This window comes from Arthrobacter caoxuetaonis (assembly GCF_023921125.1).
In the GTDB taxonomy this organism is placed as follows: domain Bacteria; phylum Actinomycetota; class Actinomycetes; order Actinomycetales; family Micrococcaceae; genus Arthrobacter_B; species Arthrobacter_B caoxuetaonis.
In genome coordinates this window covers 179381-192003 of record NZ_CP099467.1, presented here as the reverse complement: position 1 = coordinate 192003, position 12623 = coordinate 179381, and the positions used below count along the sequence as shown (strand labels likewise).

The 12623-nt window shown below is 64.1% G+C and carries 14 protein-coding genes and 1 tRNA gene; 11 read left to right on the top strand and 4 right to left on the bottom strand.

The window, feature by feature from the left end; all coding sequences use genetic code 11:
* Nucleotides 1-2: 2 nt before the first annotated feature.
* Together NF551_RS17815 and NF551_RS17810 are read right to left on the bottom strand one after the other, a co-directional pair.
* Entirely contained in the window at nt 3-911 is a 909-nt protein-coding gene (locus NF551_RS17815) for a hypothetical protein (RefSeq protein WP_227897681.1), read from the bottom strand.
* A gap of 635 nt (nt 912-1546) precedes the next feature.
* Entirely contained in the window at nt 1547-3577 is a 2031-nt protein-coding gene (locus NF551_RS17810) for an ATPase, T2SS/T4P/T4SS family (protein WP_227897682.1), read from the bottom strand.
* 222 nt (nt 3578-3799) lie between these two features.
* On the opposite strand from NF551_RS17810, the gene NF551_RS17805 reads away from it, so the two are divergent.
* Nucleotides 3800-4102 (top strand): hypothetical protein, encoded by a 303-nt coding sequence (locus NF551_RS17805; RefSeq protein WP_227897683.1) that lies wholly within the window; start codon nt 3800-3802, stop codon nt 4100-4102.
* 75 nt (nt 4103-4177) lie between these two features.
* Here NF551_RS17805 and NF551_RS17800 read toward each other — a convergent pair whose 3' ends face one another.
* Nucleotides 4178-4606 carry a hypothetical protein gene (locus tag NF551_RS17800; RefSeq protein ID WP_227897684.1) on the bottom strand — a complete coding sequence of 143 codons (429 nt, stop codon included), beginning with the start codon at nt 4604-4606 and terminating at the stop codon, nt 4178-4180.
* A gap of 133 nt (nt 4607-4739) precedes the next feature.
* Between NF551_RS17800 and NF551_RS17795 the strand changes: the two genes are divergently transcribed.
* Nucleotides 4740-4910, top strand: coding sequence for a hypothetical protein (locus NF551_RS17795; protein ID WP_227897685.1), 171 nt, complete (start codon nt 4740-4742; stop codon nt 4908-4910).
* Nucleotides 4907-5485 (top strand): hypothetical protein, encoded by a 579-nt coding sequence (locus NF551_RS17790; protein ID WP_227897686.1) that lies wholly within the window; start codon nt 4907-4909, stop codon nt 5483-5485. The genes NF551_RS17795 and NF551_RS17790 overlap by 4 nt, the downstream gene beginning before the upstream one ends.
* A gap of 757 nt (nt 5486-6242) precedes the next feature.
* Here the strand turns inward: NF551_RS17790 and NF551_RS17785 are convergent.
* Nucleotides 6243-6665, bottom strand: a complete 423-nt coding sequence (locus NF551_RS17785) for a hypothetical protein (protein WP_227897687.1) — start codon at nt 6663-6665, stop codon at nt 6243-6245.
* 187 nt (nt 6666-6852) lie between these two features.
* Between NF551_RS17785 and NF551_RS17780 the strand changes: the two genes are divergently transcribed.
* From NF551_RS17780 to NF551_RS17745, 8 genes are all read left to right on the top strand, one after another.
* Nucleotides 6853-7746, top strand: a complete 894-nt coding sequence (locus tag NF551_RS17780; protein WP_227897688.1) for an aminoglycoside phosphotransferase family protein — start codon at nt 6853-6855, stop codon at nt 7744-7746.
* 272 nt (nt 7747-8018) lie between these two features.
* Nucleotides 8019-8636 (top strand): hypothetical protein, encoded by a 618-nt coding sequence (locus NF551_RS17775; RefSeq protein WP_227897689.1) that lies wholly within the window; start codon nt 8019-8021, stop codon nt 8634-8636.
* Nucleotides 8637-8715: 79 nt separating this feature from the next.
* On the top strand, nt 8716-9030 hold the full coding sequence (locus NF551_RS17770) for a hypothetical protein (RefSeq protein ID WP_227897690.1): 315 nt from the start codon (nt 8716-8718) through the stop codon (nt 9028-9030).
* A 23-nt stretch (nt 9031-9053) separates the two neighbouring features.
* Nucleotides 9054-9130, top strand: a tRNA-Arg gene (locus NF551_RS17765).
* Nucleotides 9131-9197: 67 nt separating this feature from the next.
* Nucleotides 9198-9746, top strand: coding sequence for a hypothetical protein (locus NF551_RS17760; RefSeq protein WP_227897691.1), 549 nt, complete (start codon nt 9198-9200; stop codon nt 9744-9746).
* 33 nt (nt 9747-9779) lie between these two features.
* Entirely contained in the window at nt 9780-11351 is a 1572-nt protein-coding gene (locus NF551_RS17755; protein ID WP_227897692.1) for a Na+/H+ antiporter, read from the top strand.
* A gap of 88 nt (nt 11352-11439) precedes the next feature.
* Nucleotides 11440-12270, top strand: a complete 831-nt coding sequence (locus NF551_RS17750; RefSeq protein WP_227897693.1) for a thymidylate synthase — start codon at nt 11440-11442, stop codon at nt 12268-12270.
* Nucleotides 12270-12611 (top strand): hypothetical protein, encoded by a 342-nt coding sequence (locus NF551_RS17745; RefSeq protein ID WP_227897694.1) that lies wholly within the window; start codon nt 12270-12272, stop codon nt 12609-12611. Before NF551_RS17750 ends, NF551_RS17745 begins: the two co-directional genes overlap by 1 nt.
* The last annotated feature ends 12 nt before the right edge of the window (nt 12612-12623 follow it).

Sequence of the window (12623 nt, the reverse complement as noted above, 5' to 3'; positions counted from 1 at the left end):
GCCTACGCGGCTGTGCCGCTGCCGAATGCGAAGTCCATGGCGCAGGCCAGATACGCCTGGGCGTGGTTGGACGCCAGCTTCATCTCGGGATGCGTTCCCTCGACCAGGGCCCGCAGCTCGGGTCCGTCCTGGAAGGGCAGGGCCAGGAGCCGGTCAGATTCCCATGAGTCGTGGGCGCCGGCAGCTGAGTCCCACACCTGGTTGTACGAGAGCGGAAGGTAGGCCAGGAATGAGAAGACCGGTTGCCACCGCTGGGTGTCCAGGAAGAAGCCTGTCGGAATGATCTGCGCCTCGTGGACGTCGAGCTCCTCAACGAGGCCGCGCGCTGCTGCAGCGGAGGCATCAATGGCCCCGTCGGCGCCGCGGTCTTCCGGAAGCATCCCTTCAGCTACGACGTGAACGTTGTCCCGGTATTCGCCGCTGTTCCCTGACGCTACGAAAGTCCGGCGGCGGACACCGAGCACGAGGTAGCCGTCGGAGGTAACCGGCACAACGCCGCACCCGGCCTTGGCCGGAGCCGGAAGCCCCGCAATGTCTCCGGGAGTATCCAGAGGTGCGTTCCACCGTTCACGCAAGGTGCCGCCCATACCGGGGATCAGTGTGGCTTCACCTTCTGTCAGTTCACGGTCCAGGCTTCCGCTGGAGGCGGCCCACCGGTGGTAGGTGGTGATGGCCGGTGCCAGTTCCCAGATCCCGTCAGCGGCGAGGGCAGCAGACGTAACGCAGAGACCCTCGCCATCGGTGAACATGACGCGGCGGGCGGCCGAGGCGGAGACCATCTCCCGGAGGCGCTCTACCCGGAGGACGTCCCAGTGCGCAGGATCCCCGGCCGGTGCCGGCTCTCCGGTGAAGCGGGCGGTGGTACCGGCCATGATTATGCCGGCGACAGTGGAAGCAAGGGTTTCGGTCACGCACCTCTGTGTGCGGCCGGACCGCAAACGCGCAGGGGCATGACGGTTTGTTACGGTGGGGAGAGTTCTTCACCGTGCCGCACACATAGGGGATAACAAGAACCGAGAAAAGCCGGCTAGGAACCGGCAGGGCTCATGGAACCGCTTTGCGGGCCGGATCGTTACCGGGAAGCCCACCGACTGGAACGGCAATACCGCTACGGACGAGCAAGGCCTGAATATAGCGCTAGGCAGGCCCCTCGAAACCGGACGGAATCCATTGCCGTTGAACCCGACGAGTAAAAGCACGTGTCCTAGGAACCGCGTGTAATAGGGATAGGGAATTCCGGGCGGCATTGCCGGCCAGTCGCCAACTTTGTCTGCATCCCTATTCATCTCCGGGGTGCGGCCGCGGCAGCCCGTAGCTCAAAAATGAGAGCAGGAAGCCAACCGTGTGCAGGTGAGAGTCCTGCCGGGTCCGCGGCCGTCCGGGGACGACCGGGAGCAGGCACGGGCCCGGGACGCCGGGCGGTACTGAAGCTCAGACCTGGCCGAGCGCCGGTATGGCGCCCCGGAGGTCGCGGGTTCAAATCCTGCCAGTGCCACCAAGAAGCCCCGCCACAGTTCGCTGCGGCGGGGCTTTCCTGTGCCCGTGGTTATGCGGCGTGCGCCTCCCAGACGGGGCTGAACGGGACCGGATCAGCGCTGCTGCCTGACCGGTATGTCGGGGTTTCACCGTCAAGGTCCAGGCGCCGGGCCGTGAGGGTCAGGTCATCGCCGAGCAGCTTCAGCTGGGCGTCGGACTCCACCCCGATCAGCAGGGTGACTCCGACCCGGGATGCTTCCCGGCTAAGCCGTGCCAGGGGAGCGAACCATGAACCGGCGCTCTCTCCGGCCGCCACCATGTCCGGCACATCCACCACAATGCAGCGGCGCGCAGGGCGGACCTCGGCCGGCAGCTCCGAGTACGGGCCGTCCCACTGGGAGATCCTCCGCGCAAGGGCCCTGGATTCCTCCAGCATTTCAGCCAGCTCCGCGCCGGCATTCCGTGGATCGACACGGTGAACTTCACCGGGGAAGCGCCCTGCAACGGCGGCCAGGGCTTCCCCGCGGCGGCCGGGGTCAGCACGGATGGCCAGGAGGTTCTGCTGCAGTCCCAGGGCGTGCCGGACCTTGTCACCCTTGCTGGTCGTGCCCAGGGTGATCGACTGCGCACTGTGGCGTTTGCCTGCGTGCAGCGCCCGACGGAAGTCCATGGGGTTCTCGGCTGCCTTCTCGGCGGCCTCTTCGGTGATGAGTCCGTCGAGGACGAGCTGGCTCAGGGAGGTGGCAAGGGGAATCATCCCCGGCTCGCCTGCCTTCACCAGGGACGCCAGAGCATCGCGTGAATCGTCGCTGATCAGTTCGCGTACCCGGTGGGTAACGGTCATCAGCTCGACTGCAGGAACACGGAGGGTGTTATCCGCGGTCTCGACCAGCTTCTGGAAGAGCACCCATTTCAGTGCGGAGGCGACGTCCTTCGCGGTGACAGGCCACCCGTTTGTCATGATGGCATCCAGGATGCGGAAAGGCACCCTGGCCGCTGACTCTGCATGCATGGACAGGAAGACGGTGTGCCCTGCCTGCGCAGCGAGAAGGGCCGCATGGAAGTCCTCAGGTGAACGGGCGTCGCCGACGACAATGATGTCCCGGACGTCGCGGACGGCTTCAGTGATGACCACATCCGTGGTTTCATCCTTGCCGACGATCCGGCGCCGAACCTCGGACAGGCCTGCGTTGACGGGCAGTTCCAGGACTTCCTCTATGACGGTCACGCGCCGGGCGTATTTCTCCGTGATGAGGTTCAGGACCGCCGCCATGGAGAGGGACCGCCCCGATGCAGTAAGGCCGGCGAAGACGTAGAGGCCGGGTCCCACCGAGGCGAATCCGCGTACTGCCGGAGGCAGGTTGAGGTCATCGAACCGGGGCGCTTCACCGGCGGTCACGGGTACAGCAGGAAGCACCGAGTCCGGGCACAGCTGGAACAGCACAGGAAGCCCGTTGCCGCCTGCACGGTAATGCCCTTCCATGAACTGCGGGCTGCCGGAGACGGGGGAGCCGAAGAACGCCGTACGCTGCTGCGGCACCGTGCGGCCCAGGAGGATCCGCGCCGAGCCCGGCCAGATAGCAGGCTCGGACTGCCATGCGGCAATGACCGGGTACCCGGCGTCAGCGAGTTCACCGGCGGCGGCGGACATTTCACGGCTGACGGTGTCCATTCCTGAGGCCAGGGCAGAGACACCCTCGAAGAAGACGATTGCCGGACGCGGTTTCCCGGTCAGGTCGCTGAAGACGGCCTGTGCCCCATCCCGGTCGGAAGTGACATGCGCACCTTCGATCTTCGAATAGCCGGCGCCGTGCTTGTCCGGGTCGATGATGTGCACCTCGATGCCGGCAGCCGCGGCCTGGGCGGCCATGGATGCCATCAGCTCGGATTTGCCGGTGCCGGACCAGCCTGAGATTTCCAGGCGTGCACCTGCCCGGGGCTGCCACGTGACGGGCGAACCTGCGGCGGTGCCGATCGTCAGATTGGGGTAGATGAATTCCCTGCCGGCCGCACGGACGAGGTCCAGGGCGCGGGGGTAGGTGATGCCGGTTTCTGCTTTAAGTTTGCGGGCCGCTTCTTTGGCCGCACGGTTTTTGACCATGGGATCTGTCCTTCAACACGCGGAGACGTCCTGTGCCCATCGCCTGTGGAGTACAGAAAGATGGTGGTGCAATCCGGGATTCGGGGAACCTTGTCCTCGTTGCAGCTATGGCGCACAGGGCCGTCAGCTGCTCGGAAGTCCGCCACCGGTGTGGCGCTGCAAGGAGACTTAACGCGGGCGTCCTGCACAGGCAACTGCCCACGGGCGCGGCACAATGGGCTGATGCAGTCCAGGGAGAAGTACGCCGGCGAGGGGAGCCACCCCGACTTCTCCTCCGGCGTCGTCCGGTTTCCGTATCGGCGGGAGCCCTACGCGCGGGTGCAGCTGAAACTGGAGGGCGGAGGAGAGATAGTCCGCGACGTACGGGTCCAGGCACGCACGGGCGACAGCACCCACCTGCTCATCTTCTTCGACGACGAAGGCGACGTGCATTCATTCTGGATCCCGGCACGCAGCGCGAAACGGATCAGCAGGGCCGAATCGTCCTGGATCGACCCCTACGACGAAGGGCAGCCGGAAGACTAGGCCGAGGCTGCTCCTAACCCTGACTTAGCGGAACGTTATTCAGGTTTTGGGGCATAAACCTGAATAAGCACTCGTTTATTCAGGGTTCCGTGCCGCTGCAGCCCTGGAGCCAGCCCCGGAGTAATGGCTGTCCAGTCCCGTCGTCTGGGAGGCCATGAACGCCCATTCCTCCTTCTCGCTGGCGTCGGCAGAGAGCAGCCCCAGCCGTTTGGTCAGCTCGAAGAACCCCTTGCCGGGCATGCTGGAGGCCTTGTTGTACACCAGGACGGAGATGAGAAGGCCCGGATGGTCTTCCCGTGCGCGTTCGGAAATTTCGGCCAGGAGCGGGCCAATGGCTGCCCGGTCGCGGCTCAGTGTCAGCGGTGGCTGCCCGCTCTCGTCCGCGAGGGCTGCAACGAAATCTGCGTACTGGATCATGTTCCGGCCGACCGCACGCCGTTTCAGGATCCGCAGTCCGGCGAGGACGAGCTCATCCCATTCAAGGTCATCGCGGCCGTACATCATTCTTCCCCCAAGGATTTGAAGCAGTGGATGGGAACCACCCTAACGGCATGGGCGGACAGCCGGGCAGAAGCAGCAGACCCGCCGCACACATAGGGAATGGAACCCCTGAAATCTGAACAGAAGAGAGAAGCCAATGCCCCGCAGAAAGAAACGCTGGTACATGGTCGTACCAGCCGAAGACCTCCCGAAGATCGTGCCGGAAGACTACAAGCTGGCCGTCCTTCGCCTGCCCTTCACCGGGACATTCCGCTTGACCTGGTGGCTGGACGCCAACGGGCGCATCGGTCGCAAAGGTGTCGAATGAGCACAGCGGACCTCCTGCAGCGCACAGGAGGCCATCAGATCGAACTCATCAGAAACAGCGGACCCGGCGACCAGGAATCATGGGTCGGATGTTCCTGTGATCCCGAATGGCAGGGCGCTGACGAAGCCAGCCATGCGGCACATGTCGCTGCCTTTGCGGCAGGGGCGATGACACCGTTCGCCTGGGCACAGGACCAGCTCCAGAACCTGGACAGCGTTATCTCCTACATGGAATCCACTGACGAGGCGTCCTGGCGCGTGAACACTGTCCGCTCCGCCGACGACACGACCAACTGCTTCTTCGGCCACCTGTTTGATATGGGCGGCGAAGATAAGCGCGGGTCGCAGCTGTGGAACCTGTTCGAGGAGATCTGGGCGACCACCTACATGGTCTACCCCGTCAATGACGGCCGGAACCCGGACTACCCGCAGGAAACTCCGAAGCAGCGGATCCTGGCCTACCTGCGCGACCTCAGGGACGGGAAGGCCAAGAGCACCTCCGTCCTCGTTGCAGAGGACATGGCGAGGTTCGAAGCGGAGGAGCGGGGAGAGATCTCCAACGTGCCGCACACATAGGGGAAGTAAGGAATGAACAACCGTCCCGGCTGCTGAGACCGTCTCCCAGCCGGGCACAGGGCAGATGCGGATAGACCGCAGGCGAACTGCAGCGCCGGAAGTGGGGGCAGAACCCACCTGTCCTACTGTGCACCGGACAGACCGCCCGGTGCACACCTCGGGGGTGCTCAGGGGAAGTGACGCGTTTAGCCGACGCGGTGAACTCTCCGGGACATGGACTGCATGCCGTTGGCAACGGAAGCAGGAAATACGGGCTGGGAACAGTGCCGTTTGCCGGTAGAACTCCGGCCGCTCCACCAGCCAGTGCCCGGCAGATCCGGGAAGCGTCCTTCGGGGCGGTGCGGGGGCAAGACCCGCCGCTGGCACTGCGTCACCGGGACAGAAGCGGGTTGCACCGCAGAACTGGGTCCCGGCGGTAGCCCGATGCCGGAGAAAATCGGGTCCCTGCCAGTGCTGGGCGGCTACGCAGGCCGAACTGGAAGCCGGATGTGCGCTGCAAGGGTTACGGGCCAGGGCGTGCGGGTTGATTCGGCGAGGAGGGTGATGCCTAGGTCCTCCAGAGTGCACCGGCAGCAAACCGGAGTCACGCACCGTATCGGTGAAAGTCCGAAGCAGTATGCCGTGTTTCCCCAAAGGCCACGGGGGAGTACCTGAGTGCCGGGACCCGACATAGGGACGGTAACTCGGCAGGTTGCGTCAGGGCCCGGTCCGCTTCGGCGGGCCGGGCCCTTTGCGTGCCCGAGCAGTCCGCGGCGGTCTAGTACCGGCCGTCCAGATCGACGCGGTCAATCTGGAACCCTTCCTCCAACTTCTCCCGGGAAACCTCGATGTACCCCTGCCGTTCACCCATGTCGAGCGTGTAGAAGTCATGGCCAGCCGGAATCTCGGCGGTGAACTGGAAGAAGCAGTCGACCGGTCCGGGATTCACCTGGACGCCCACACCAGCTGGCAGCTCGCCCATGGCGATCGTCTCTCCACCGGCCTTGATCTTCCAGGGCTTGCCCTCGTCCATCGCGTCATTTCCCATGCCGCCACACTCTCCGCCCTCGACGTAGTCGAGCGTGACCGGGGTTGATGACGTGAGAGTGATGTCGGCGGTAAATGTGTCCTCTCCGCAGCCTGACACGGCAAGCAGAGACAAAGCGGCAACAGGGACGATGAGCAGGCGGGACTTTGCCAATTAGGGCTCCTTATCGGCGGCGGGCGGGCGCCCAACCGGGAGCCTTGGACGGATCCTACCGGCACCATGGCTGCGGAGGATTTATGACGCAGTCGGGCCGCACCCCTTCCACTTACAGCTACAGCCGCACACAGGGGTTCAGAGGGCCAGCTGCCGGAAATGCCGGAGTTCCCTTCGAGAGGGAGTCATGCAGACATCCGCCCCGGGTATCGCAGCGAACGAGCAGAACACCGACCAGGCGTGGGTGAAACTTCGCCACCCGTCCGGCCTTGGCATGGCCGAGAGAGCCATCCGGGATTCCGTGCCGCTGGACAGCCGCATCCTGGGGGTGCAGCACGTCCGCACAGCCCATTATGTGGCCTGCAGGGTTGAGACCCGTGATGGATCATGGCTGGCCAGGGTGGGCGTCACTTCCCCCTCGGACACGGCGAAGGCGGACAACTCGGGCTTTATGGGAACAGCTGTCACGGTTCCCACGGGCCAACAGCGCGAGTACGTGCTGGCCCGGGAGTTCAGCTTCGCCGGCGTCAGTGTCACTGTGCCGGCAGGCTATACATCCTTCGAGGGGCCGCTCGATGCCCACTCCGGCCTTGATGTCCTGTGGCTGCCGTTCCTGCAGGACTCGGGCGCGGCCGTGACCGCAGAACAGTGGGCTGCAGCGCTGGTGCCCCTGCACGCATCCCGACCGGGCAATGAACTGCCGGTATTCACCAGCCGGGCTAAATCTCTGGGCAGGCTTGCTTCCTGGGCTGACCGGGAAGCAGCAGCCTCCGCTGCGAAGGAGTACGACGAGCGGCTGGCAGAGCTCTTTGGAGCAGCCACACGCTGGGGCCCCGTCCACGGGGACGCCCACTGCGGCAATATCCTGGTCGCCGCCAAGGGGCCGGTGCTCTTTGACTTCGATACGGTCTGCTGGGCTCCTCTCGCCTGGGACCTGACCCACCTCCTGGTCAGGGCGGGGACAGACCGGAACACCGGGTACACCGTTGGGGAGATCCGGGAGGCGTTCGGTTTCACGGACCAGGAGGTGGACGCTGCAGTTGCCCTCAGGCTCGTTGCCAGACGTATTGCACGGGCATAACCTCTGGCTCCGTGGCGCATTTTGTCCCGGAGAGTGCTTCGGCTGACCCCGTCATATTCAATGATCCCAACACTCTGTCAGTATGATTTCGGTCACGATCCCTGCTCTTCTGTGAGAAGAATGCGACGTCCGGTGCGGCATGTGATTCATGGGAGTGACCTCGAGCAGATAAAACGCGTAAAGCCGTCCTGACTGGACGGTAAGATAATCTCCGCGTTCAGCAGCCAGTCTCACTGCGACGGACACTCCTTTTGTCTCAATCTCTACCCCCGGTGACTGCCATGCTTCCCATCAACCCTGCACAGCTCAGCTACGACTACAACCTCCGGTTCGACGGCAACCCGTACACGGCCTCCGATGGAACCCCTTGTGCAAGCCGTGTCACCCTGGACGTCTGCCTTGCCGAAGACATCAGCGACGTCATGCCGGCCGGCCGAAGGGTCGCCCATTCTGTCCTCCACCTCGTTCCAGAAGTCCTCCAGGCGCCCATCGGCATTTTTGATGCCCCCGAACTGAAGGACTTTGGTGACCTGCTGGCGCACGTATCCCTGGATATCCTCGTGGGCCTCCAACGGGGGGTCGACAACAGCTGCATGACCGTCGTCGCTTCCATGAACGTTGACCCGCTTTTTCGCGGCCAGAACATTAGCTACATGCTCATGGACTCCATCCGGGACACTGTTGGCCGGTCAGGCTCGCTGATCGCGGTAAGCGCTGCACCCACACTTCAGGGGTATGGCCCCGACGCTGAGACTGCCTATGCAGCAGGGATGGCCTCCCTGGAGCGGCACTGGGAGCGCTACGGGTTTATCAACTGTCAGAACGGCCTAATGATGCTTCCGATCCTGCCGCACACCGACGAGGGACGGGTCGCCAGATACGCCTGGTAACAGGCTGGCGATGAGAGACCGGCACAGTGCCGCACACATAGGGACCAACAAGTATCCCCGTCCTTGAAGGAGCCCTCCAATGTCTGCAACCATGCCGCGACCTGACTACGCGCCGACCGGCGCCCTTGCCATGACCCTGGGCGAGCTTGCCGAACGCCACGAAGAGCTCCGCCCCAAGACGCGGTCGTTCCTGCGCGTCACCTTCCCCTACCTGAAGTTCACGCCCCAGGGACAGATCCGCAGCATCGAGAACGGAAAGCTCGTACTCATCCAGGGCAAAATCCACCCCAAAACCTATGACTTCTCCGGTGCAGACCGCCTCGACGAGAACACGCCGTGCTGGGTCTGGACGATCAACGATGAGCGTGCCGACGCAGCCTCGAAGGCAGCCTGATTCCAGACGGCTCTGCCGCCCACGCCTCCATAGCTCAGCTGGATAGAGCACCGGCTTTCTACCCCGGCTGTCGCAGGTTCGAGTCCTGCTGCGGGCACCAGCGGGGATATTCCCTGCCCTGTCCGCACACATAGAAGACACACGTACGTCTATCTATGGGGGACACCATGGCTACAGCCTTCAAACTGCCCAATGTTCCGGGCCTCGTCGAGCGGATAGTCGCCGGCCGCAAACGCCTTGATGAACTGCAGGCACGCGCGATGGCTGAAGCCAGGTCCATCCACCCGGAACTTCACGCCGTCATCCGAGCCGATAGGACGGGCCGGATATTTACCCATGTCGAGTTCGTGCCGTGGACCCCGTCTGCGCCCGAACTGCCGGAAGGCTGGCACTACCTCAAGACCCGCAACAGGGTCGAACCCCGCCGCGGCAAAGCCAGGGCAGAAGAACAGGCACTGTTCGCCAGCCTCCAGCCCGACTTCGAGCAGCCCGGTCACGTCATTAACGAGACAGGCCTTCCGAACATCGTCTTCCACAGCAACGGAGGCGGCATTCCCGCATGGATGGCCCACGAAGACTCCCTCTACGCACTGATCGACGGGGAAGAGCTCTGGGAACAGATTCCTGCCCCGTGGATCTCCGTCAGCACGGATGAGATCGCGGAAGCAGATCGCGCACGCCGGGCCTCGGACGTTCCCCTTCCTGTCGGCCGCTAGCCAGTCGCCTCAATACCCCTAGGACACCCACTAATGCATCAACTCGCTCTTATCATCGGGCTCCTGCTCGCCACCGTCATCGCGGTCGGACTCGGGGACAGACTCAAGCTCCCGTACCCGGTCATCATGGTCCTCATCGCCCTCGGCGTGGCTTTTATCCCCGGCATCCCGCACCTGGATCTCGCGCCGGAACTGATCCTTCCGCTGTTTCTGCCTCCGCTGCTTTATGCCACGGCCAAGAAGACCTCATGGTCCGTGTTCCGCATCCGGTGGCGTTCCGTTGTCCTGCTCGCCATCGCGCTGGTCGTCGTAACGACCGCAGTGGTTGCCGGAGTCGCCTGGCTGCTGATCCCCGGCATCGGCATTCCCGCAGCCATCGCGCTCGGTGCCATGCTGGCCCCGCCTGACCCGGTGGCCGTCGAGTCGGTTGCAGGGCGCGTACGCATGCCCCGCCGCCTGATGACCGTCATGCAGTCCGAAGGCCTGTTCAACGACGCCGCGGCCATTGTCATCTTCCAGACCGCAGTCGCTGCAGCCGTCAAGGGAAGCGAAATCAATGGGTGGCTTGCCATCAAGTTCGTCACCGGTGCAGCCATCGCCGTTGCCCTCGGCTTCGCCATGGCCTGGGCAGCCAAGAAGCTGATGCACTTCATCGCCTCATCGACTGCCCGTTCAGCCGTCACGCTTATCCTCCCGTTTGCTGTGTACATTGCCGCGGAAGAAGTCCACGCCTCCGGTGTTATCGCAGTCGTCGTAGCCGCCCTGGAAATGAAACGCCGTGCCCGCCCGCATGACGCAGCAGAGCGCATCACCTCCAGTTCGTTCTGGGACGTCGTGGAACTGCTTGCCACCGGCATCGCCTTCGGCCTGATCGGTCTCGAAGCCCGTGACGTCATCACCGAGACCGGCACTGACATCCTCCCGATGCTGGGGCACGCCGGAATCATCTGCGCAGTGGTCATCCTCGTCCGCGCTGCGTGGCTGAGCCTGCTTATCCCCGGGAACCTCCGCCGCGGCGACGGCCTGCCGCCGGCTGGCACCAAAGACGTCGTCATTCTCACCTGGTGCGGCATGCGCGGACTGGCAACGCTCGCTCTGGCACTGGCGCTGCCCACCGTGACCGCTGACGGCTCCCCGTTCCCGGCCCGCGACCAGATCATCGTCACAGCCATCGCAGTCCTTTTCGCAACCCTTGTCGTTCCGGGGTTTACCCTGCCGTGGCTGATGCGCCGGCTGAAGGCTCAGGAATCCCCTGCTGCCGAGCACGAGGTGGAAATGGTCCTGGCCCAGCGCGCCGAGGACGCCGCCCTTGCTGCACTGGATGAAGCCCCGTTCCTGCACGACCTGCCCGTCCAGCGACAGGAAGCCATCACCCGCGGCATCAAACGCCTGAGCGAGGATCTTGTCATCGACGTGCCTGTGCCATGCGACAAGAAGGGTGCAGTGAAGATCCGCCACGACTCAACCGTGGCCATCCGCACCATCGCCCTTGACGCCGCCCGCCAGGAAATCCTGCTCGCCCGCAACGAGGTGGGCGTTGACCCCGAAACTGCGGACCGGGTTCTGAGGCGCCTGGACCTGCGCACGGTCATGCTCCAGAAGTAGACCGGGGGAGGGCCGTCACGGACGAGCGCGCATAGAAACAACAGGCCCCTCGATCCGTGGCGGCCCCTCCCAACCGAAAGGCCGTCAGATGCCCATACCAACTCCGTATGAAGATCTCCTGCGCGATGTGCTCGCCAACGGGACCCCGCGCAGCGACAGGACCGGGACAGGAACCATCGGCGTCTTCGGCCGGCAGATCCGTTTCGACCTCTCCGAAGGCTTCCCCCTCATCACCACGAAGAAGGTCTTCACCCGCGGCATCATCGAAGAGCTGCTGTGGTTCCTGGCCGGCGACACCCGGGTGTCCACCCTGAAGGACAAGAACGTCCACATCTGGGACGAGTGGGAACTCAAGGACGGGACGATCGGCCCCGGCTATTCGCACCAGTGGCGCCACTGGGACATCCCCGAAGCTGAAGGCGGCGGGTTCATCGACCAGATCGAAGCTCTCGTGGACGGGCTGAAGAACGACCCGTTCAGTCGCCGCCACATCGTCAGTGCCTGGAACGTCGGCAAACTCCACGAAATGGCCCTGCCTCCCTGCCACACCATGTTCCAGCTGCATGTCACCCCGGATGCCGACGGCAATCCGTGGAAGCTGAACTGCCAGCTCTACCAGCGCTCCGGTGACCTGTTCCTGGGCGTACCCTTCAACATCGCCTCCTACGCTGTCCTCACCCACATGCTCGCCGCCCAGACCGGACTGGTCCCGGGCGAATTCATTCACACATTCGGCGACGCCCACATCTACCTCAACCACGTTGAGCAGGTGAATGAGCAGCTCTCCCGCGAGCCTCGGCCATACCCGCAGCTGGTGCTCAACCGCGTGCCCGAGGACATCTTCGGGTACACGATCGAGGACTTCACGATCGAAGGGTATGACCCGCACCCTGCGATCAAGGCGGAGGTATCGGTCTGATGGGCCGCAGGCTCACCGGCAAGCGGATCAGGGCGGCCGCACTTGCAGTCATCGCCGCGTACATCATCTGCGCGGTCTGGCTGGTTCTCCCTCTGCCGGGGGACAAGGAAGCCTCTGCGGCTGCCGGGATCCTGCTCCCGTTCTCACTGGCGGCAATGGTTCCGTATCTGTACCTGACCATGGTTCCGGGCATTGTCCAGATCCGCTGGGCTCTGAAGAACCCGCAGGGGACGCCGGAGGAATACCGGGAGCATCGCTCGAAAGCGGACGAAGAAGCCATGGGCCGAGCAGGAAACGGCCTGGTCCGGTGGATCGTCAGCCTGCGCACGGGAACCTGGTAGCCCCGGGCCGGG

Excerpts from the sequence above, each read along its gene's own strand:
- NF551_RS17810 (WP_227897682.1), bottom strand. The coding sequence starts at position 3,577 with ATGGTCAAAAACCGTGCGGCCAAAGAAGCGGCCCGCAAACTTAAAGCA.
- NF551_RS17805 (WP_227897683.1), top strand. The coding sequence starts at position 3,800 with ATGCAGTCCAGGGAGAAGTACGCCGGCGAGGGGAGCCACCCCGACTTC.
- NF551_RS17800 (WP_227897684.1), bottom strand. The coding sequence starts at position 4,606 with ATGATGTACGGCCGCGATGACCTTGAATGGGATGAGCTCGTCCTCGCC.
- NF551_RS17795 (WP_227897685.1), top strand. The coding sequence starts at position 4,740 with ATGCCCCGCAGAAAGAAACGCTGGTACATGGTCGTACCAGCCGAAGAC.
- NF551_RS17790 (WP_227897686.1), top strand. The coding sequence starts at position 4,907 with ATGAGCACAGCGGACCTCCTGCAGCGCACAGGAGGCCATCAGATCGAA.
- NF551_RS17780 (WP_227897688.1), top strand. The coding sequence starts at position 6,853 with ATGCAGACATCCGCCCCGGGTATCGCAGCGAACGAGCAGAACACCGAC.
- NF551_RS17770 (WP_227897690.1), top strand. The coding sequence starts at position 8,716 with ATGTCTGCAACCATGCCGCGACCTGACTACGCGCCGACCGGCGCCCTT.
- NF551_RS17760 (WP_227897691.1), top strand. The coding sequence starts at position 9,198 with ATGGCTACAGCCTTCAAACTGCCCAATGTTCCGGGCCTCGTCGAGCGG.
- NF551_RS17755 (WP_227897692.1), top strand. The coding sequence starts at position 9,780 with ATGCATCAACTCGCTCTTATCATCGGGCTCCTGCTCGCCACCGTCATC.
- NF551_RS17750 (WP_227897693.1), top strand. The coding sequence starts at position 11,440 with ATGCCCATACCAACTCCGTATGAAGATCTCCTGCGCGATGTGCTCGCC.
- NF551_RS17745 (WP_227897694.1), top strand. The coding sequence starts at position 12,270 with ATGGGCCGCAGGCTCACCGGCAAGCGGATCAGGGCGGCCGCACTTGCA.